General features: G+C 57.1%; 16 protein-coding genes. 5 read left to right on the top strand and 11 right to left on the bottom strand.

Annotated elements, in window-relative coordinates; all coding sequences use genetic code 11:
• Nucleotides 1-49 precede the first annotated feature (49 nt).
• Nucleotides 50-2254: a ferric-rhodotorulic acid/ferric-coprogen receptor FhuE gene (gene fhuE, locus MKZ79_RS04410; protein WP_336140385.1), complete on the bottom strand. Its 2205-nt coding sequence runs from the start codon at nt 2252-2254 to the stop codon at nt 50-52.
• A 387-nt stretch (nt 2255-2641) separates the two neighbouring features.
• On the opposite strand from fhuE, the gene MKZ79_RS04405 reads away from it, so the two are divergent.
• Complete coding sequence (locus MKZ79_RS04405; protein WP_336140384.1) at nt 2642-3823, top strand: CynX/NimT family MFS transporter; 1182 nt, start codon at nt 2642-2644, stop codon at nt 3821-3823.
• Here the strand turns inward: MKZ79_RS04405 and MKZ79_RS04400 are convergent.
• Nucleotides 3813-4553 (bottom strand): alpha/beta fold hydrolase, encoded by a 741-nt coding sequence (locus MKZ79_RS04400; protein WP_336140383.1) that lies wholly within the window; start codon nt 4551-4553, stop codon nt 3813-3815. The genes MKZ79_RS04405 and MKZ79_RS04400 overlap by 11 nt on opposite strands.
• A 337-nt stretch (nt 4554-4890) precedes the next feature.
• On the opposite strand from MKZ79_RS04400, the gene MKZ79_RS04395 reads away from it, so the two are divergent.
• On the top strand, nt 4891-5343 hold the full coding sequence (locus MKZ79_RS04395) for a hypothetical protein (protein ID WP_336140382.1): 453 nt from the start codon (nt 4891-4893) through the stop codon (nt 5341-5343).
• A gap of 76 nt (nt 5344-5419) precedes the next feature.
• Here MKZ79_RS04395 and ahr read toward each other — a convergent pair whose 3' ends face one another.
• Entirely contained in the window at nt 5420-6436 is a 1017-nt protein-coding gene (ahr, locus tag MKZ79_RS04390; protein ID WP_336140381.1) for an NADPH-dependent aldehyde reductase Ahr, read from the bottom strand.
• A gap of 149 nt (nt 6437-6585) precedes the next feature.
• Nucleotides 6586-7902: a methyl-accepting chemotaxis protein gene (locus MKZ79_RS04385; protein WP_336141345.1), complete on the bottom strand. Its 1317-nt coding sequence runs from the start codon at nt 7900-7902 to the stop codon at nt 6586-6588.
• 278 nt (nt 7903-8180) lie between these two features.
• Here MKZ79_RS04385 and MKZ79_RS04380 point away from each other — a divergent pair, with 278 nt between their 5' ends.
• From MKZ79_RS04380 to MKZ79_RS04370, 3 genes are read left to right on the top strand one after another with little or no spacing between them, the layout of a single operon-like run.
• Nucleotides 8181-9647 (top strand): SrfA family protein, encoded by a 1467-nt coding sequence (locus MKZ79_RS04380; protein WP_336140380.1) that lies wholly within the window; start codon nt 8181-8183, stop codon nt 9645-9647.
• Complete coding sequence (locus tag MKZ79_RS04375) at nt 9647-12628, top strand: virulence factor SrfB (RefSeq protein ID WP_336141344.1); 2982 nt, start codon at nt 9647-9649, stop codon at nt 12626-12628. Before MKZ79_RS04380 ends, MKZ79_RS04375 begins: the two co-directional genes overlap by 1 nt.
• Nucleotides 12625-15000, top strand: coding sequence for a virulence factor SrfC family protein (locus MKZ79_RS04370; protein WP_336140379.1), 2376 nt, complete (start codon nt 12625-12627; stop codon nt 14998-15000). Before MKZ79_RS04375 ends, MKZ79_RS04370 begins: the two co-directional genes overlap by 4 nt.
• A gap of 158 nt (nt 15001-15158) precedes the next feature.
• Here MKZ79_RS04370 and MKZ79_RS04365 read toward each other — a convergent pair whose 3' ends face one another.
• From MKZ79_RS04365 to MKZ79_RS04335, 7 genes are all read right to left on the bottom strand, one after another.
• Nucleotides 15159-15431 (bottom strand): barstar family protein, encoded by a 273-nt coding sequence (locus tag MKZ79_RS04365; RefSeq protein ID WP_336140377.1) that lies wholly within the window; start codon nt 15429-15431, stop codon nt 15159-15161.
• A 1-nt stretch (nt 15432) separates the two neighbouring features.
• A complete protein-coding gene (locus tag MKZ79_RS04360; protein WP_336140376.1) occupies nt 15433-15861 on the bottom strand; it encodes a ribonuclease domain-containing protein in 429 nt (142 codons plus the stop codon).
• Between the two features lie 155 nt (nt 15862-16016).
• A complete protein-coding gene (locus MKZ79_RS04355; protein WP_336140375.1) occupies nt 16017-17036 on the bottom strand; it encodes an AI-2E family transporter in 1020 nt (339 codons plus the stop codon).
• A gap of 185 nt (nt 17037-17221) precedes the next feature.
• Entirely contained in the window at nt 17222-17557 is a 336-nt protein-coding gene (locus MKZ79_RS04350) for a helix-turn-helix domain-containing protein (RefSeq protein ID WP_246759499.1), read from the bottom strand.
• Nucleotides 17558-17904: 347 nt separating this feature from the next.
• Entirely contained in the window at nt 17905-18555 is a 651-nt protein-coding gene (locus MKZ79_RS04345) for a hypothetical protein (protein ID WP_336140374.1), read from the bottom strand.
• 124 nt (nt 18556-18679) lie between these two features.
• A complete protein-coding gene (locus MKZ79_RS04340) occupies nt 18680-19333 on the bottom strand; it encodes a hypothetical protein (protein ID WP_336140373.1) in 654 nt (217 codons plus the stop codon).
• Nucleotides 19334-19640: 307 nt separating this feature from the next.
• Nucleotides 19641-20123: an RrF2 family transcriptional regulator gene (locus tag MKZ79_RS04335; protein WP_336140372.1), complete on the bottom strand. Its 483-nt coding sequence runs from the start codon at nt 20121-20123 to the stop codon at nt 19641-19643.
• Between the last annotated feature and the right edge of the window lie 142 nt (nt 20124-20265).

Raw genomic sequence — 20265 nt, 5'->3', positions numbered from 1 at the left:
TATAGACAAAAAAATAGCGCCCGCAGGCGCTATTTCTATTGAAAGACCATCAGAACTTATAGCTGGCGGTCAGTGAGAAGTTACGCGGTTCGCCGTAAACGATGTATTGGTTGACGCTGGTATCGTACTCTTTGTCGAACAGGTTATTGATATTCGCCTGCAGCGTCAGCTGCTTTGTCACTTCGTAACGACCAAACAGATTTACCAGCGCGTAGCTGCCCTGCTCCGCGTGCCAGGTGCCGTTGCCTTCCGGCGCGCTGACATCCTGCCAGACATGCGTTTGCCAGTTGACGCCGCCGCCAAGCGTCAGCTGTTGCAGCATCGGCAGACGATAGCTGCTGAACAGCTTCAGCGTGGTGCGCGGCTGCTCAGGATTCACCGCTTCGCCGTTGCGCTCTTCCGCAATATAGCGCGTGCCGCCGACGGTCATCTGCCAGTTATCGGTCAGCGCGCCGTTGACTTCGAATTCAATCCCGCGACTGACGGTACCGGACTTGCCGACGTAAGCGGTATCGGTCGTGCCCGGAATGATCTGGCCGGTGCTCTGCGCCACGTTATCCAGCTCGGTGCGGAACAGCGTCAGCGAGGTCGTCAGGCGGCTGTTGAACCAGTCGGACTTCAGGCCCGTTTCATAATTCTTGCCGATAACCGGCGCCAGATAGCTGCCGTTGATATCGCGGTAAGTCTGTGGCTGGAACACCGAGGTGTAGCTGCCGTAGGCCGACCAGTTTTCGTTGATGTCATAAATCAGGCCGCCGTAAGGCGTAATGTTGTTCTTCTCCATATCCTCGGTGAGCGTATTGGTGCTCCAGCGCGTATAGCGCGCGCCCAGGATCAGATGCAGCGGATCGGCCAGCGAGATACGGGTCGCCACATAGGCGGATTTCTGCCGGGTGACGTCTTCCTGAGAAAGCGTGCGTTCGCTCCAGTCCGTTTCCGGATACTGGCCGTTGTAGCTGTTGAAATCGCCCAGCGACTCGGAAGAGATATTGTCGAAAGCGCTGTAATAGGTGTTTTTCTGTTTGCTGTAGCTGACGCCGGCCATCAGCTCGTGCTGGCGACCAAAAAGTTCATAGGGGCCGCTGGCGAAGGTGTCTACAGAATCAACCTTGCGCTTGCCGGTGTTATAGCCGGTGCCGCCGACAACCGGGTAGTCCGCATAAGAGGAGACGCCCGCGCCGGTGTTTTTATCGAAGAAACCGTCGATATAGAGCTGGCGGCTGTTGAGGAAAGTTTCGTTGTGGGTGCCGTTCAGCGTCAGCATCCAGCCGTTGTCAAAACGCTGCTTCAGGGTAACGAAAGCCTTTTTGCTCTCTTTATCGACGTAGGCCCAGTCGGGCGCAGTATTAAAGCCGCGACGATAATTTGTGGCCGAGCCGTCGGTATGCCAGCGCGGCACGCCGCTCCAGGTTGGGCTGTCGGCGTTGGTTTCCTGATATTCATAACCGACGGAAAGCGTGGTGTAGTCGGTCAGATCCGCGTCCACCACGCCATAGATAAATTTCTTTTCGGCGCTGTAGCGCTCAACGAAGCTGTCATTGTCCTGATAACCCGCCACCAGACGGCCACGCACGTTGCCGGATTCGCTCAGCGGCGTAGAGAGATCGGCCACGTAACGCTGCTTGTTCCAGCTACCGTAAGTGGCGGTAACGTCGCCGGTAAACTCTTTGCTGTCCGCATGCTTACGTACCATGTTAACCGCAGCGGAAGGATTGCCCGCGCCGGTCATCAGGCCGGTGGCGCCGCGCACTACCTCAATACGCTCGTACAGCGCAGAATCCGTCTGGGAGTCGCCCAGGTTCCAGCGGCTTTCGAAAACGGTCGGAATACCGTCAACCATATAGTTGTCGATCAGGAAACCGCGCGAGTAATAGGTGCGACGATCCATATCCGCTACGTTTTGGGAAATCCCGGTGGTGTTATTTAACACGTCGCCCAGCGACTGCAGCTGCTGATCCTGCATGCGCTGCTTGCTGATAATACTGACCGACTGCGGGATATCGCGCGCAACCATCGGCATTTTGGTGCCGGAAGAGGTAACGGGGACGCTATAGTCCGTGGCTGAGGTATCGGTGGCGCTGTCGGCCGAGGTGCTGACCGTCAGCGTCTGCTCTTTAGCGGTTTCCGCCGCCGTGGCGTACGGTATCTGTAAGGCCACTGCCACCAATGCGGCAACGGCAGAATAAGAAGCGGTCAATCCTTCTGCGCCGCCGCGCTGGCGGTTTCCCCTGGTAACACGCTGAGCAAAAAACATCTTTACCTCTATTTTTTTCATTATATATGAACGACCTGTGCCGTTCTGCCACGTTGATACGATGTTGTGTACGACGCCTTTCACAGAGGCTCTCATCAGGCTGTGCGCGCTTTGATACGGCCATCTATAAATGCGAATGAGAACTATAATTTTTTTTATTTGCCGTGTAAAAGATTATTAATGAACTTTTCAGGATTTTGTAACCCAACGGTAAACGTCCTTAAAAGTCTTACAAATCGAAGGGTTGCCAAAGGCGCAGCTTTACAGTGTCCCGCTACTGCCGTTAACATAACGGCCAGACAGCGAAGCCAGGCTTCGCTGCGTAAGCGTTAACGTCAACCAACGCATAATCTGCGGGCTTTGCCTGCTCTTTTTGCAAGGTCGATCATGCCAATACGCTCGTTTTGCGCCGGTTCCGGCTATTTTCTCACCGTTTTATTACTCACCGCCGCCTGTCTGCGTGCGCCGCTAACGGCGACCGGGCCGATCCTGGAAGATATCCGCCTGACTTTTGGTCTGACGGCGACCGCCGCCGGGCTGCTGAATTTTATCCCGCTAATGATGTTTGCCCTGCTGGCGCCGCCCGCGTCGTGGCTGGGCAACCGCTTTGGGCTGGAGAAAACGCTATGGGGCGCGGTCTGGCTGATCGCGCTGGGTTCCGCGCTGCGGATTTCCGGTAGCGGCCCGGCGCTGTGGCTGGGCACGACTATCCTTAGCGGCGGCATCGCGGCCGCCAACGTGCTGCTGCCGCCGCTGATTAAGCGGGATTTCACCCATCACACCGCCCGCTATATCGGCCTTTACGCCTGCGTAATGGCCGTTACCGCCAGCCTGGCTTCCGGCGTGGCGGTGCCGCTGGCGCAGCTTACCGATGCCGGCTGGTTTCTCTCGCTCGGCGTCTGGCTGATCCCGGCGGTAATGACGCTGGCGGCCTGGCTGCCGCTGCTGAAGCGCTCCCGTCAGCGTTCCGATTCTCATCACGCTGCGGTGTCGACACACTGCTCGCCCTGGCGCGCCGCGCTGGGCTGGCAGGTATCGCTGTTTATGGGGTTGCAGTCGCTGGCCTTCTATACCCTGATCGCCTGGTTTACGCCCTGGGCCGAAGCGCATGGATTTAGCCAGGCTACTGCTGGCTGGCTGCTGTTTCTCTATCAGATTGTGGCGGTTGCCGCCAACCTCGCCTGTATGCTGGCGCTGAAGCGGTTCTCCGATCAGCGCGCTGTCGGCCTGCTGGCTTCGCTGGCCATTTTTAGCGGGCTGTGCGGCCTTTATCTGCTCCCTGCACTGGCCGCGCTGTGGCTGATTATCGCCGGGCTGGGCGCTGGCGCTTCGATGGTGATTTGCCTTTCGCTGTTTGGTCTGAGATCGGTCGATCATCGTCAGGCCGCACGGCTTTCAGGAATGGCGCAGTGCGTGGGCTACGGGCTGGCGGCGCTGGGGCCGCTGGTTTTCGGTATGCTGCATCAGCATTTCGCCAGCTGGTCAATTCCGCTGCTGCTGCTGATAGCGCTAAGTCTGCTGCAGATAGTCATTGCCCCGCTGGCGGGAAGAAACAAGGTTATTGGGTGAGGCTGCGAACGCCTTGCGCATCCGCTATAAATCGACAGAGCGCTTCTCTGACACGGACGTCAGGTTGCAGCATGGCGGCGAGATGATCGCCTTCGGCGGTCAGCAGCGGAAAATCGTTATCGGCGGCCCAGCTGGCCACTGCCGGATAACAGTAATCTTTGCGGCCTGCCCAAAAAAGCGTGGGTATTTCTCTTTGCTTTAAACTCGCCGCCACCTGCTGCGGCTGACTAAGGGACGAGAAGAAAGCGCTAAGGCCAGGCTTATTCTGTTCCGTCACGCTGGCAGCCATTTCAGGCGCCGTTTCTTGCGCATAGGCCATGAAATCGGCAAAGCTCAGCCTGCCGTGCGTCCCCTGCGGCAGGCCGTTAACCACATCCCAGCCGCCGATAATCAAGGATGAAAGCCGCTGCGGGTAAAATTCAAGCAGCCCTGTCGCCAGCCAGCCGCCTGCGGAATAGCCGATGATATGCGCCCTTTCGTATCCCAATCTATCGATAACGGCAATAACGTCAGCGGCCATTTCTCGTAGACTATATCGCCCCGCTTCTGAACTCTTTACGCTATTTCCATGCCCGGGCAGATCGGGACAGGCAACACAATAATGCTGGCTGAGCACAGAGATCAGCCCGGATTGCCGCCAGCTTTCGCCGCTCATTAACAGGCCATGCAGCAATACGACCAGCGGCCCTTCTCCTGCCGTTTGGCAGGATAATTCTGAATTTTCAGTCATATATTCCGATATGCCTTTTCTCTGAATGTAGGTACAGCGTTACGGTCAGGCCAGTTTTTCCTGCTGGACGATGAGTTTGATAATGTTCAGGTGAGGAGAATAAATCAACTTATATTAGTATGATGTAACTAAAATAGCTTACTGTTTCTCTATACGCTTCGATGCGGCCAGCTCTTTACTCCGCTGCGCGCGGCGAATCGGCAGCAACCGTCTGTTCCTTGTACGGTTAGCGTAAATAAAGGTAACAGGAGCCATTTTAAGAGGACGCCTGACTGTTTTCGGCAAGCGACAGCGGCTAAAATAACGCAATAAATGCCGCAAAAAAGAGTGAGGTATAATGATCTGTCGTTTCACCCTGGCCGCCGCAGTAGCCGCCATCGCGCTGACCGGCTGTAGCAGCCACAAGAAAGACGAACCGGCCACATCGTCGATCACCGCATCCGCCGCTAACTTTTTCAAACCTACTCAGGTTTCGGCAGATGATTTCTCTACCGGTCCGACGCTGGTTAATGTCTCTCACGTCACCAGCCGCACGGATGACGGCTCCGCCGTGTACGTGACCGTAGACGGCAAAGACGCGGGCGCGCTGATCCGCGGCCAGAGCCTGCAGCTGCATCTGCCCGCCGGTGAGCATCAGGTTGGCGGCTATGTCCCTACCCTGCTCGGCTTTGGCCGCGTGACCATTCCGGCCGTGAAAGTTACTACTTCGCCGGACAAGGTCAAGCAGGTCGCCTACTCTACCGCCCTGAAAAAACCCGCCTTCACCGAAACGGATGCCGGTCAGGGCTGAATCGCAGCCAATCGGCGAAAAAAAAACGGCGACCCGAAAGGTCGCCGTTTTGCTTGTTACCTGTGCTCTTGCCGCATCAGAAATCCGCTTTCAGCACCACACGGTAATTAGCTTTACCGGCGCGCACATGATCCAGCGCTTCGTTGATTTTTGACATCGGGAAATACTCTACGCGCGGCGCGATATCGCGGCGGGAAGCCAGCTTCAGCAGCGAACGCAGCTGGCCTGGCGAGCCGGTGGAGGAACCGGTCAACGCTTTATCGCCCATAATCAGCTGGAAAGCGGAGACTTCGAACGGCTTCAGCACCGCGCCTACGGTGTGGAACTTGCCCTGCGGCGCCAGCGCGTCGAAATAGGGTTTCCAGTCCAGATCTACCGCTACGGTGCTGATAATCAGATCGAAACGACCCGCCTGACTTTTCAGCGCTTCCGCATCGCGGCTGTTGACCACTTCGTCCGCGCCCATTTCCAGGATGGACTGTTTCTTGTCCGGCGTGGAGCTGAAAGCCACTACTTCCGCGCCCATCGCGCGCAGAATTTTGATCGCGATATGGCCCAGGCCACCGATACCGATTACGCCAACGCGACTGGTCGCGGTAATGTTGCTCATCAGCAGCGGTTTAAACACGGTAATACCGCCGCACAGCAGCGGGCCAGCGGTCGCCGCGTCCAGATTTTCCGGCAGCGGGATTACCCACTGCCAGTCGGCGCGCAGCTTCTCGGCAAAACCGCCGTTGTTCAGAATAGTTGGAACGGAGCCCTGCTCGCAGTTGACCTGTTCACCGTTGATGCAGGCGTCGCAGTGCTGACAGCTTTTCGCCGTCCAGCCGATGCCCACACGCTGGCCAATAGTCAGGCCTTTGCTTTTCGCCGCTTCGCCAAGCGCCGAAACGCGACCAATCACTTCATGACCGGCGATGGTCGGATAGCGCGAAATGCCCCATTCATTGTCAATCATCGAGAGATCGGAGTGACAGACGCCGCAATATTCCACTTCGACTTCCACTTCCTCAGCGCTCAGTTCCGGCGCCTCATACTCATACAGCTCCAGCGCCTTACCGGCTTCCATTGCTGCATAGCTTTTGATTTTCATTCTCTCTTCCTCTGGTTCCGTTAACGTCCTGAAGTTTAGCAAAGCTGTCGGGACGGCCAGGAAGCGAATTGAGTCATTACCCGCGTCGAGTGTATCAGGATGTAAAAGTTGACGAATCGCGCAGCGATAAGGCTATTTCGCCGCCAGCGCTATTTCGTCAGATGCTGAGTGACGTTGGTGATGGCTTCCACTACCTGACCGGAGTTGTTCTGAATATTCAGGATGACGTCGCCCGCTTCCCGCACCAGAGCGACGCCGCTGTCAGCGCGCGCCAGGTTGGCGGTAATGTTTTTTTGCGCCAGCTGCGCCAGCTGCTGATTGCGCTCTACCACGCCCGCGATCTCCTGGCTGGCGCTGTTGATGTTGGCCGCCAGGCTGCGCACTTCGTTGGCCACCACGGCGAAGCTGCGGCCATGCGTACCCGCTCTTGCCGCCTCGACAGCGGCGTTCAACGCCAGCAGATTGGTCTGGTTGGCAATAGAGCGAATGGTTTCTACAATGACGCCAATCTGCGCCGACTGCGAGCTTAGCCCGTTAATATCATTGGAAACTTTATGCAGCTCGCTGGCGATTTCGTTCATGCGGCCAACGCTGCTTTCAATCACGGTGACGCCAAGCCGTGTATTCTCGCTGGTTTCCAGAGCCGCTTTCCAGGCATGTTCGACCGCCTCGCGCTCCTGCTGGTTTTTCTCTACCTGCGCGGTAACGTCGGTGGCGAATTTCACCACTTCGTACAGCTGGTTATTGGCGTCGAAAATCGGGTTGTAGGTCGCCCGCAGCCAGATTGTTTCGCCGCGGCTGTTGACGCGTGGAAACTGGCCCGCGACAAAATCCCCTCTTTGCAGCTTCTGCCAGAATTCGCTGTATTCCCGGCTGTTATAGACTTCTGGCGCGCAGAACATCCGATGGTGTCTGCCGACAATCTGTTCCTGACTGTAGCCGGTGGTTTTTAAAAAGTTACCGTTGGCGCGCAGCACTTCGCCTTTAAGATTGAACGCGATCACCGCCATCGAACGGCTGATAGCGTTGGTCATCGCCCGCTGCTCCTGCGCGTCCTGCACGCGTTCGGTAATATCGGAAGCGAGCTTGACGATTTTAATTACGCGTCCGCGACGATCCCGCACCGGCACATAGTTAGCCTCCAGCCACACGGGGCGACTGTGCTTAGCCAGCCGCAAAAATTTGTCGCTGAAGTTTTCGCCTCGCGCCAGCCGCTGCCAGAAGTGTTGGTATTCCGGGGAGCGCAGCAGATCTTGCGTGCAAAACATCCGATGATGCTGCCCGATCACTTCGCTCAGGCTGTAGCCCATCTTTTCCAGAAACAAGTTGTTAGCGGTCAGAATATGGCCATCGGGCGTAAATTCGATCATGGCGATAGCGTCGCTCAGCGAGCTGAGCGTAGCGCGTGGATGGCTGGCGGAAGCGTTCAGTCGGGAAAATAGTGTTGATTTAATGGTGCCGGGCATGTTGTAACCTTTTGTCATATTTATGGTATTCGTCACAAAATCGTTATCGGCAGTTCGCGGCAAAGATTCATCCAGCTTGCGCCTATCGCTGCAATCAGCGCTGCTTTTTTCAGCGATTTCCTTTAGAAATTAGGCTGTTCCTGAGTTTTGTTTATCTCATAAGCTGAGTAAAACGCGCTTTACCCTCTTATTTCCGCATTTGATTTAAGTCCACTCGACTACAGTAAATAGAAATTTGGATTAAAACTTATTGAATCCTGACTAAAAAAGGTCTTTGCGTGGCTAAACTATTTTTACGCAGCGGAAGCCTCGATGCGGTTCTGCCTCTCGGCGAAAACGGCCAGCCCGTTTATCTTTCGGCTCTACAGCTGCGCGAGACGCTGCGCCTGCGCAAGCAGCAGCAGATCGCTGATTGCCTGGCCATTCCTCAACCTAACGACGCCGGCGACCGTCTGGACTGGTATTCCCCCGTTTCCGGCAAGGTAATCTCCTGGGCTGCCGCCAGCGACAGCGCACGCGCGCACGCGCTGAATCAGCTTGTCGCCTGCCAGCAGGCGGTGGCCGACCTGTGCCAACGCGCGCAGCGCTCGGAAAAGAACAGCCAGAAGCTGTTTGGCGCGCTGCTGGCCAAAGCGATTCAGTTTCCCGATCAGAACTTTGTCTATCTGGTGGGCGGTAAACCCGTTCTGACCTTTTGGGGCTTTGTCAGCCTGGAGAAAAAAGGCCAGATGGATCCGCTGGATTGCCTGCGCGCTACCGAAGAAGAACCGCCGCTGACGCTGTCGAAAATGACCGCCGCCGCGCCGCCGGTTGCTGCGGTTCCAGCATTGTCAGCCGCAAGCGTAACGCCGGTCAGCGCCGCGCCGGCTGTTGAGGCTGCGCCAGTGGTAAACACGCCGCCGCCGACCAGCGTTCCGCCAGCTATTGCCGCTTATCAGGCAGAATCCGTGCCGGAGGCAGAATCCGATTCTCCAAGCAAACCTGCCGCGCCGGCTAACAGCGCCGTGAAGCGCAATCTGCTGCGCTACGGCTGGATAGCGCCTGCGGCCGTACTATTGGCCATTTTCGGCATGCAAATGAAAAACTATCTCGCTTCGCCACCGCCAGCCACCGCGCCGCAGCAGCACGTCGCCAGCGAAGCTCAGCCCGCGCCTGCCGAACCTGAAAAAAGCGCGCCGCCAGTTAATCAGACCGCTGAGGCGAAGAGCAGCAATCAGCCTGTTGCCACACAGCCAGCCGTCACGCTGCCGACAGCGCCTGCGGGCGTTGCCGACGTTGCGCAGACGCCTGCGCCAGCCCCGGCTAAAGCCGCACCGTCCGCCGTGGTTGAACAGCCGCCGGCCATTCCTGCGGGTAAAGACGATCTGGTGCTGCCTGCCGACGCGGTGAAGCTTGGCTCTACCCGCTTCCTTAACGGCAACTGGCGCGTCATTGTCGGCATTGAAACGCCGCTGACCGGCAAGCCGCCGGTGCTGCGTTATCAGCTGCGCAACGGCAAAGGCCTGGCGCAAATGACCCAGGGCGACGGCACCGTCTGCCGCGTGGATGTCTACGCGGGCGTGATGAAATCCGGCAACCTGGTGATCAACAGCCGCACCCGAGCAAAATGCAGCGACGGCTCACGCTACCGTATGCCAGAGCTGACCTGCGTTCAGGGCGCCGAAGGCACCGCCGCCGCCTGTAGCGGCCAGTATGATGCCGAGACCGTATTACCGATGACGATGAAGCGCGAGAGTAAAAAATGATGCTGGCGACCGCAGATTTCAAACCGAACATGACGCTTGTGCAGAACAGCGGCATTCAGTTCCTGGATTTCGCCCTGACGCCGGATCCGGAAAACGATTTACCGGGCAAATTTGTCCGCCAGACCGCCAACGGCCCGCTGCTGCGCCTGAATTTCAATGCGCAGAGCGGCAAATATCTGCTGCCGATCGCCGTGGGCGGCATGCCGGAAGTGGTCAAGCCGGAGTTCAGCTTCCCGCTGGAGCAGTCGCTGAAGCTGCTCAACGGCGTCTGGCTGCCGCTGCCCTTCTTCCGCTTCAACCCGCCGCGCACTTTTATCGGCGGCCCGGACAACTGGGCGCGCGTGCAGATTGTCGCGCTGGATAAGCCCGATCAGAACGGTAAAACCCATCGTATCTGCCTGGCTTTTGAAACCCGCACCTGGCCGGAAGGCGAAGATGAGTCGCTGGCGCTGGTAGAGAGCGACGTTAAAAACGGCGTCAGCTTCGCGCTGGCGTACCGCAGCAACGAGCTGGGCGAGTTTCTCGATCACACCTGGATTGACGGCTGGCTGCGCGAAGTATTCAGCCAGCAGGCCGCCGCCGTTGAGCAGCGCCCTCAGGTTAACATCCGCACCGCGCTGCGCGAGTTCGAGTATCAGGCGCACTATCTGAATATCCTGCATATGCTTGGCCACCAGCTGGCGCTGCCGGAGCTGAAGATCAGCGCCGCCACGCTGCAGGAACCGGCGATTCCGGTGGATCTGATCCTGGATGTCGGCAACTCTCATACCTGCGGCATCATGGTGGAAGATCATGTGGACGACCATAACGGCCTGAAACATACCTATGAGCTGCATCTGCGGGATTTGGGCGCGCCGCATCGCGTTTATAACGAGCTGTTCGAGAGCCGCGTGGAGTTCGCTCAGGCGAATTTCGGCAAACAGAATTTTTCCGTGGAGAGCGGACGCGACGACGCGTTTATCTGGCCTTCCATCACTCGCGTTGGTCGCGAGGCGAGCAACCTGGCGCTGCAGCGTCTGGGCACGGAAGGCGCGACCGGTATCTCCAGTCCGCGCCGCTATCTCTGGGACGAGGAAGCCTATACGCCAGGCTGGCGCTTCAGCCGCACGCCGGGCAACGCCGCGCTGGAGCCGCTGGCGACCGCCGCGCCGCTGACCAATCTGGTCAATGATGAAGGCGAGCCGCTTTACAATCAGCCGCTGGAAGAGCGTCTGCCGGTGTTTTCGCCGCAGTACAGCCGCAGCTCGGTAATGACCTTTATGCTGGGCGAGCTGCTGGCGCAGGCGCTGCTGCAGATGAACAGCCCGGCGCAGCGTCAGAAGATGCTGCACAGCAGCGCGCCGCGTCAGCTACGCAATATTATCCTGACGCTGCCTTCCGCAATGCCCAAGCCGGAGCGCGAAATTTTCCGTCGCCGTATGCTGGAAGCGATCGCGCTGATCTGGAAAGCGATGGGCTGGCATCCGGCAGACGAAGATTTTACCAGCGCCAAAGACAAAGCGAAAAGCAGCGTGCCGGTGCCGGAAGTGCAGATGGAGTGGGATGAAGCGACCTGTGGCCAGATGGTTTATCTCTATAACGAAACCCAGGTGAACTTTGGCGGCCGCGCCGAGGCGTTCTTCGTCAGCATGGCGCGGCCGGATCGCGTTCGCGCGCCCGACGAGCCGGTGGGCAAAACGCTACGCATCGCCTCGATTGATATCGGCGGCGGCACCACCGATCTGGCGATTACCCAATATCGTCTGGACGACGGCGTCGGCAACAATGTGAAAATTATGCCACGCCTGCTGTTTCGCGAAGGCTTCAAGCTGGCTGGCGACGATATTCTGCTGGATGTTATCCAGCTCTACGTGTTGCCTGCGCTACAGCAGGCGTTTAAAGAAGCCGGCATGATCAACCCGGAAGGCGTGATGACGCGGCTGTTCGGCCATGAAGGCCGGCTTGACGGTCATTCGACGCTGCGCCAGCAGATTACGCTGCAAATTTTCATTCCGGCCGGCCAGGCTATTCTGGAAGCCTATGAGCGGTTCGATCCGCTGGAACTGAACGCCGAACTGGAAGCGCGCTTCGGCGAGCTGCTGGCCCAGCCGCCAACGCAAAAATTGCTCGACTATATCAATCGCGAGATCCAGCGCGAGCTGCCGAACGAAGCGGAAGCGTTTGATATTTTACGCGTGCCGCTGGTGGTTAAGCTTGGCAAGCTGCACGCCGAGTTTCTGTCGCCGCGTATGAATATCACCCAGAGCCTGCGTTCAATGGCGGAAGTGGTCGCCGTTTACGATTGCGACGTGCTGCTGCTGACCGGCCGCCCTTCGCGTTTTCCTGGCGTGCAGGCGCTGTTTCGTCATCTGCAGCCGCTGCCGGTAAGCCGGATCCTCTCCCTGGACGGCTATCACACCAACGACTGGTATCCTTTTAATAAACAGGGCCGCATTGAGAACCCGAAATCCACCGCAGCGGTCGGCGCGATGCTTTGTCTGCTGTCGTTGGATCTGCGGCTGGCGAATTTCTGGTTTAAAGCGGGCGATTTCCAGCCCTATTCTACCATCCGCTATCTGGGGATGCTGGATGGCAACGGCAGCCTCAGCGCGGAAAACGTCTGGTATGCCGATATCGACCTGGATGACGACAAGTTCCGTCTGGACCCCCGCGAGCGTTTTCAGGTACGCGGCGCGCTGACGCTGGGATTCCGCCAGCTGGATAACGATCGCTGGCCCGCTTCGCCGCTTTATACGCTGTCGATCGCCGATCCACAGCTGGCCCGCAGCGTCGCCGGCGACAAGGTGCTGAAGATTAAGCTGGCCGTAGCGAAAACCAGCGGCGAGTTTGGCCCGGAACGTTTTGAGATCGCCGAGGCGACGCTGGACGACGGCAGCCAGGTACCGCTGGAGCATCTGCGACTGAAACTTAATACTCTGGCCAGCAGCGGCTCGGGAATGACCCATTACTGGATTGACAGTGGGAGCGTATATAAAAAATGAAAGCGTTAAAGCCAAAGCCTTCGAGCCAGTTTGGTAAAAAACTGGAGAGCGTGGTGAAGGGAATCGACCAGTCTCTGCTCTGGCTGGAGAGCGCCAGGAAGAGCGCGCCGCGCCTGGAGATGGAAGCCGATCGCCTTAGCGTCAGGCTACAGTCCCAGCATAACAAAGCGACTCGCCTGATTGAAGCGTCGGGCCAGGAGTGCGCCATCGGCTTTTTCGGTCTGGCGCAGGCGGGAAAAGCCTGGCTTATCGCCGCGCTGGCCGCCAGCGAAAAAGGCCGCATGGAGCTGGCGCTCGGCAGCGCCAATTTTGACTATGCCCGGCTCAATCCGCAGCAGCAGAGCGCCACTATGGTGATGCGCTTTAGCGGCCGTCAGGTAAGCACGGATCATGAATGGCCGGTGCAGCTGTCGCTGATGAGCGAAGAGGAGATTGTTGGCGTGCTGGCCGATTTACAGGCGAAACGCAGCGGCCAGCCGACGCTGGACGAGCAGCAGATTGCCGAGCGAATGAAAAGCGTCGCCGTGTTCCGTCAGCCGCAGCCGGTGGAAGGGATGAGCAGCACCAATGTGGTGGCGCTGTGGCAGCGTCTGAACAGCGCGCAGCTTTGCCGCAGCAAAGCGCTGGAAAGCCATTTCTGGCCTCAGGCCGTCGAGCTGGCGCCTTTTTTAGGCGTGGACGACCGTGCGCGTCTCTTTTCGCTGTTGTGGAATGAAGATCGCGAGCTTTCCGCGCTTTATCGCCAGCTGGCACACGTTCTGCATCATCTTTCCAATACGCGCCGCGTGCTGGCGCCGATCGGCACGGTGGACGATCCCGGCCTGAGCGTGCTTAACAGTAGCGGTCTGCGTTACTTCAACGCCTCGGCGGATCGCGTGATTCAGGTGGTGCCGCAGCATAATGGCCGCAGCCTGAAGCCGGTTACGCTGGCGCTGGGCGAGCTGAACCTGCTCAGCCGCGAGGTGCTGCTGCCGTTGTTCAGCGCGCCGCGCGAAAGCCTGTTTGAACAGGTCGATCTGCTTGACTATCCCGGTTTTGAAGCGCCGTCGGTGCTACCGGACGATGCCGCGCACGAGCTGGCGCTCGCCTTTACCGCCGCCAAGCGCCCTTTTCTGCTGACGCGCGCCGCCGAGCGGCAGGATGTCGATCTGCTGATGGTTTGCAACGCTGCGGGTCAGCGTGCTGATGCCCGCGTTGTGGGTCGTGCTCTGGATAACTGGGTTAAGCAAACGCAAAGCCAGGCGCGCAACGGCCGCAAGCCCGGCCTGATTTGGGCGCTGACGCCTTTCGACCAGCGCGTCACCCAGGGTCAGAATCATGATGCCGCCGTGCAGCGCTTTGTCGGCAATCCGGGCGACAGCTGGGGAACCATGCTGGCAATGGATGATAAAGGCGTTAAGCGCATGGCGGGCTGGCTGACCAGCGAGATCAAACGCGAAAGCAAAATGGCGCGGCTGCAGGAGCAGCTTAACGAGATCCGCCGCGAGCTGAGCGATAACTTGCTGGGCCGCTGGTATCTGGCAGCGGAAAAAGAGGAGCCGCAGGCGCGCCTGCGCGTTGCGGAAAGCCTGCTGAAAGCCTTGCAGGCCAGAACCGGCGTTCACGGCGAGCTGCTGGAGCGCCTGCTGCCAACGCGCGAAACGCTGCGCCACCTGTTTATGCAGCAGCAGCATCCGGCCGAGCGTCGCAGCCACGATGAGTATGCGCTGACGGAAGAGGATCCTTTTGGCATCGGCATCAGCATCGATCTACTGAGCGACGAGCCATTGCCCGTGTTGTCGACTAACCACGATGCGACGCCAGAAGAAGAAGCCGAAACGGGTTTTGCGCAGCAGGTTTACCGCTACTGGATCAATTTGCTGGCCCAGCTGCCTGAAGAGGCGGCGCTGCTGGAGCTGCTGGGGATAGCCAAACCCACGCTGGAGATGCTGACGGAAGAGCTGACCACCGCCAGCATTCGGCTGAATATCGAAGAGGCGCTGGTTAAAATCCTGGCCGATCAGGATGCGGCCAATACGCCGGCCGAGCTGCTGGCCGACCGTCAGGTTTCCCGCGCCCTGAGCGTGCTGGGCGATTTTGTCGCCTGGCTGGGTTTCCAGCATCTTCCTGAAGCCGAGCGCCCGGAGAGTAAAATCAACCGCGGGCAGAAGATTTTCGCCCGTCCGGAAAGCCAGGCCGCCAGCCTGGGGCCGACGCAGCGCTTGACCAGGCTGTCGCTGAAACCCAACAACTATGCGGCCTGGTATATTTATGACTGGCTGGTGGCGCTGAACGAAACCATTCTGCTCAACGCCGGCTACTCCGCCGCTCGCGAGATTGACGACGAGCATCGTCAGCAGCTGGCGGCTATCCTGAAGCAGCTGGCCAGTTGATAAGCGCGAGCTGCACCTGTTGGCGTTTAAACCAGTGGCACAGCAGCAGAGGCAGATCGGAACACGGACGCGGGAAACCCGTCCGTGGGGACCCGTTTCCCGCGCCCGGGCATGAAAATGGTCAGCTTCTGCCGCCGTGCTGCTATAAAAACAGAAGGTTAATCGACCAGGCGCACGCGGAATTCTCCCGCCGTAGCGATTTCCGCTTCCTGCAGCACCTCCAGGATTGCCTGAAATCGCGCTTTATCTTTATGGCTGTTCAGATGGTGCAGCGTTACCCTTGCGGGCAGCTCGATCATGCCGGTCAGCGCGTCCCATAACGCATCCAGATTGGCGCCGAAAGCCATCTCAATAGCAAACTTATCGGCAAACTGCCGGTAAAATGCCTTTTCGTCGGCGATATGCCGGAAATCGAAGTGAATCTGGTTCATGTCAGTAGAGCTGTTGCATATGGCGATAGTGATCCTGCGTCAGGTAAATCAGCCCGTCGCTGGAGTAGAGCAGCCGCTCGCCGCCACGATGCCCACAGCGGAAATTAACATCGGCTTCAAACCAGCGCCGCCCGGCCGCGACCGGCAGCTGCTTTTCACGGTTGCCGAAGCGATCGCCGCCAATCGCTCTGCCCGGCAGCGCCGCGCACAAATCGCCTTTAGCGGGATTCCAGCCCTGGCTTCTCGCCTGCTGCTTGTTGAGATAGTAAGCCGGGAGCTGATGATGTTGATGAAGGTAGTCCGCCACGCGCTGAGGCTGAGTCAGCGCCGCGATGCCAGTTGAAGAGGAGGATGGCGGATTAGCAAGTCGCAGCGCGGCTATGACGGCCATGACGGCAAGCAGAGCCGCGAAAAGGAATTTTCTGTTCATAGCGCGCGATCTTACTTCGCCGCGCGCTAATCGAAAAGCAGTTCCGACATCTGGTTAACGCGTACGTCCTGAAAAAGAAAAACCGGAAATTATTTCCGGTTCTTCAGGAAGCGTTATCGGCAGTCTGGCAGACGAACTTTACCGCCGGGCAAGGCCTAAATCAGGCGCGCGTGGCGAAGTTCGCTTTTCAGGTAGGCATAGAACACCGGCGCGGCAACCACGCCCGCCAGGCCGAAAGCGGACTCGAAAACCAGCATCGCCAGCAGGATTTCCCAGGTTTTGGCGTTGATCCGGGTGCCAAAGATGCGCGCGTTAATAAAATATTCCAGCTTATGTACCAGGATCAGGAAAACCAGCGCGATCAGTGCCGCTTGCAGCGAGATAGAAAGCCCAATCAGCACTATCACCGTGTTGGAGATCAGGTTGCCGATCACCGGCAGCAGCCCGGCAATAAAGGTCAGCACGATAACGGTTTTGGCGAACGGAAAATGCAGGCCAAATAGCGGCAACACGCCGAACAGAAAGCCGCAGGTCAGCAGCGTATTGACCAGCGAAACTTTGATCTGCGCGAAAACCACGTCGTGAAATGAAGCGGCCAGCAGCGTCAGGCGTTTAAACAGCGCCTGAGTCAGCGGCGCGTCGGCGTTGTCGCTGCTGGTGACGCGCAGAGAGATAATGGCGCCCAACAGCATACCGATTAGCATGGTGGCCAGCGTATGCGCGGCGATACGTCCCAGGTTTTGCACCACAACCAGGTGCTCACGCAGCCAGGCGATCACCTGATGCTGCAGCTCATCGATATCGGCAGGCAAATAGCGGGTGACCACCGGCGACAGCGTATCCTGCGCGTCTTCCAGCAGCTTGCTGGCGGCGGCATGAAAAGCGGCCGGACTGTGGAAGTCGTGCAGCAAAAAGCCGATTAGCTTGGTGATGCCGCCGGCCAGCGCCAGTAAAATCAGGACGGTCAGAAAGAAAATGGTGATCCAGCGCGCCAGCGGCCCTTTCACCAGGCGCTCAACCCACGGCGTCAGCGCCAGAATGGTTTCATAAACGATAAAGCCGGCCAGAAAGCACGGCAGCAGACGTAAAGGAAAAATCAGCATCAGCGCGATAAAAACCAGCAGATAGCTGGCGGCTTCGCAAAGCTGTCGTTTGGTGAGGTTCCGTGTCTCCATGGGGATTCCTGTCTGTCATCAGTCAAAAAGCATTATAATTCAGACAGTATACAATCCTTCACGGCTTTGCTGTTCTGTTTTGCGTTTACGGTGAGGCGAAGTTTATCAGGATGGGTGACGGCGGCTAAAAGAAAGTGAGCGAACGGAAGGTCACGGCGGGCCGCTACGCCCGCCACTGAAAGCGATCAGGCGCTGACCTGCACCTGACGACGCCACGCGCCCGGCGACTGGCCGAACTGGCGTTTGAAGCTGCGGTTAAACGACTGCTGGGAATCAAAGCCAAATGAGATCGCCACGTCCAGGATCGGCTCGCCGCCCTTTGCCAGACGCTCGGCGGATTTTTTCAGGCGACGCGCGCGGATATATTCGCCCAAGGCATGGCCGGTATGCTGCTTGAACATACGCTGCAGGTGCCATTTGGAGTAGCCTGCCCGACGGGCTACGGTGTCCAGGTCCATTTTGCCTTCGATATGCGTATCAATCCACGTGACCAGGTCGCTGATAAAATCATCATGGCTCATTGTCTTCCCCTTAGAATTTTAGTCTGCTGTTAGTGTTGACCTCTTCCGCCGGGCGGGGTAAAAGGTAACTTTAATTAGTGCATTTAGTAACGGTAAAGCAGTAAGCCGATTAATGCAAGTATAATTGTTGCATTAAATGCGATTGGACGATGTTGGCAGAGAGAGGCGCTGCGGGCTTAAGACAGAGAAAATGGCCTTCAGAGAAGCGAAATCTGGCCGTTTGGAACAGTCTTCAGGCAGGCGAAAACAAAGATTTGGCCAACCTTTCCTTGCAGGAGTTTAAAGGCGGCGGCACTTTAGCCACGTCTTCACGAACCGCTGTCGCGCGCCACAGTTAATTCCCCTTTTCAATTTCGGGCAGAGGCCTGGCTTTTTAGTGACCGCAGCCGGTCATAATCAGGGGAAATGTCAGGTATTTCTTCCCTGCTGCCATCGGGATAAGTCGCGATCAAATTTCCGGGCGGATGTTCGGGCGGATTTATTATGACGACTTGCCTCAGGTGAACGACAGGCTCAATCACAATATGTTGGATATTGTTCAGTCGAAACCTTCTGCTCCACTTTTCAGATGCGGTATCTCCACCAAAAAACTTCAGACTGCTGGTGTTGTTGAGATGATTAAATATTATCGGAAAAAATTCTGTATTTAAATCCAGGCGCTCACCGCTAAACGCTATGGCTTTTCCTGTGCCGTAGCCGTCACTAAGCCCATACTTGCCAAAATCAAAAATATAGCTGGTATTGATCACCTCTTCGCCTTTCGCCAGCGGATTGTCAGCGGCAATCCTGAAGCTTACCCGTAACGATTTCAGCTGCCACTGGCATGAGCCGCCACCGTCTACGGCCACGCGCAGCTGCCGGAGATCGCTCCCCTGCTGCGAACTGAATGGCTGCTCAACATTGTTATAGCCGGGAACATCATAAGGTTCGTTACTGGAGTTATAACTGACCGCCTTGCACCGCACCGACCGATAGAGCAACTCTGCAGGCTGAAGCATTATTCCCTCCGGCACGCGAAAAGTGACGTTTACCCATTTAGCCTCCGCCGGAGGTGAAAGCGTCCGATCGGGCCGCTTATCACACCCGCAAAGCCATATCATAGCGGAAGCGATAACGACGGCTTTACTGAGAGAGTTCAACTTCTTCCTCCGTGACCGCCGCAAAGCGGAGCAAAGCATTTTTTCCGGTTACCTCGGCCTGCATTCGGCTTAACGTAACCGGCAGCATATCCTGAAGCGCCAGGAATTCCCGGTTACGCTTAACCTCATCCGGACTACAGTTAGGTGCGTTCCCCTCAACAATCTTGCGGAACATATCCCTCATCTCTTTTCTGTCCATCTCCAGCGAGGGATCGGCCAGTTCCAGCACCTGATTATGGATATAGGGCAAATAGCGATGCGCCATCGAATGACTGCGAGGATCGGTACCGATGCCGTTCAGTGTCGGATTCGTATGCTGCGGAAAAGTTTTTGCCCGGCTGGCCGGATTCAGACACTGAATAAACGCTGCCTGATGCTCGCCCGTGGATTGCAGACACTCGTTATTCAATGAAGGCACCAGAAACAGCTTAACAGCCACAAAACGCTGACTGTAAACCTGTCCGTCGAGCGGGCTTTTCTGATAAGGGCTGTTCGTCCATAACGAGCACTGCTGCGCCCGGAAAAATATTACCGTATTGCCGTGATGCCAGTATTTGTGAGGTTCGCCGCGACAGTAAACAATTTTGGTTTTAGGCTTCAGGCTGGTAACGGTTGTATTATCGCCAATGATTTCCATATCAATGTCATTATCCCTGAACTTAAAATGGTTAAGTATTGCTTATCGTACATCAGGCAGCATTTTTTGGTGATGATTAAAGCGCAAAAAGGGGAAGTTTTGTGAGGCGCAGCGGCTTTTAGGGATTGGGGACGTTAACTGATATAAGGTTTTGCTGACTGGTAATTTTTAGTAGTAACACGATTTCACTGAGGCTGCTCAGAACCGGCCGGCAAGGCAGACTAAAGAGTGGTGAAAGCGGTGCTGCTTTATCGCGGCCACAAAAAAACCGGGCAACCTGGCCCGGCTTTCTATGGGGTTAATGCGATCAGGATTCGGCGCTTTCGCGATTTTTCATCGCTTCACAGCTGCCTTCAGGGTAACGGCGGTCGCGCTCGTAAATTTCCCGCAGCGCATCGGCTACCGTACGTTTCGCCAGCACGCTAAGCGATGCCTGTTCGGCCTCGTGCGCCAGCTCTTTAAAGAACCAGCAGGTATTGGCGCTGACCAGGCAGCGCGCCGGCACTTCCGGACGCCCCGCCAGCAACGGTTTATCTTCCAGTACCGAGGTATAGATATCGCAAAGCGTAATCTCATCCGCCGGACGCCCCAGTCGGATAGTGCCTGTACGTCCCAGCGTGGAGACGATAATGCCGTCTCGAGTCAGCGGTACCATCATTTTGCGGACGAAGCTGGGGTTGGCTTCCAGTCCCATCGCCAAAATTTTGCTGGTGCTGCGTTTACCTTCCCGCTCCGCCTGGGCTATGCAGAGCACCATTTGTAAAGCCGTAGGAAAACGAATATCAAGCATGTTCAGATCCTTGCTTTTGTGTGCTTCACCGCGTCGGCGGCGATTTAAAAAGCATTTAAATCAATCAAATAAAAAACTGATAATGAATTAATATATCAAATAGTGTTGCATCTTAGAAGAAAGCTGTTAAGCAGTTCCTGCT

Origin of the sequence: Erwinia sp. CGal63 (assembly GCF_037026505.1) — a bacterium.
Classification (GTDB): Bacteria; Pseudomonadota; Gammaproteobacteria; order Enterobacterales; family Enterobacteriaceae; genus Erwinia.
The sequence above is the reverse complement of the archived record's forward strand: the minus strand, read 5'-3'. Positions and strand labels throughout refer to the sequence as shown.

Bases quoted from the DNA above. Each gene is read 5' to 3' on its own strand.
- MKZ79_RS04385 (WP_336141345.1), bottom strand. From the start codon at position 7,902: ATGCCCGGCACCATTAAATCAACACTATTTTCCCGACTGAACGCTTCC.
- MKZ79_RS04395 (WP_336140382.1), top strand. From the start codon at position 4,891: ATGATCTGTCGTTTCACCCTGGCCGCCGCAGTAGCCGCCATCGCGCTG.
- MKZ79_RS04405 (WP_336140384.1), top strand. From the start codon at position 2,642: ATGCCAATACGCTCGTTTTGCGCCGGTTCCGGCTATTTTCTCACCGTT.
- ahr (WP_336140381.1), bottom strand. From the start codon at position 6,436: ATGAAAATCAAAAGCTATGCAGCAATGGAAGCCGGTAAGGCGCTGGAG.
- MKZ79_RS04355 (WP_336140375.1), bottom strand. From the start codon at position 17,036: ATGGAGACACGGAACCTCACCAAACGACAGCTTTGCGAAGCCGCCAGC.
- MKZ79_RS04370 (WP_336140379.1), top strand. From the start codon at position 12,625: ATGAAAGCGTTAAAGCCAAAGCCTTCGAGCCAGTTTGGTAAAAAACTG.
- MKZ79_RS04340 (WP_336140373.1), bottom strand. From the start codon at position 19,333: ATGGAAATCATTGGCGATAATACAACCGTTACCAGCCTGAAGCCTAAA.
- fhuE (WP_336140385.1), bottom strand. From the start codon at position 2,254: ATGTTTTTTGCTCAGCGTGTTACCAGGGGAAACCGCCAGCGCGGCGGC.
- MKZ79_RS04360 (WP_336140376.1), bottom strand. From the start codon at position 15,861: ATGAACAGAAAATTCCTTTTCGCGGCTCTGCTTGCCGTCATGGCCGTC.
- MKZ79_RS04365 (WP_336140377.1), bottom strand. From the start codon at position 15,431: ATGAACCAGATTCACTTCGATTTCCGGCATATCGCCGACGAAAAGGCA.
- MKZ79_RS04400 (WP_336140383.1), bottom strand. From the start codon at position 4,553: ATGACTGAAAATTCAGAATTATCCTGCCAAACGGCAGGAGAAGGGCCG.
- MKZ79_RS04375 (WP_336141344.1), top strand. From the start codon at position 9,647: ATGCTGGCGACCGCAGATTTCAAACCGAACATGACGCTTGTGCAGAAC.
- MKZ79_RS04350 (WP_246759499.1), bottom strand. From the start codon at position 17,557: ATGAGCCATGATGATTTTATCAGCGACCTGGTCACGTGGATTGATACG.
- MKZ79_RS04335 (WP_336140372.1), bottom strand. From the start codon at position 20,123: ATGCTTGATATTCGTTTTCCTACGGCTTTACAAATGGTGCTCTGCATA.
- MKZ79_RS04345 (WP_336140374.1), bottom strand. From the start codon at position 18,555: ATGCTTCAGCCTGCAGAGTTGCTCTATCGGTCGGTGCGGTGCAAGGCG.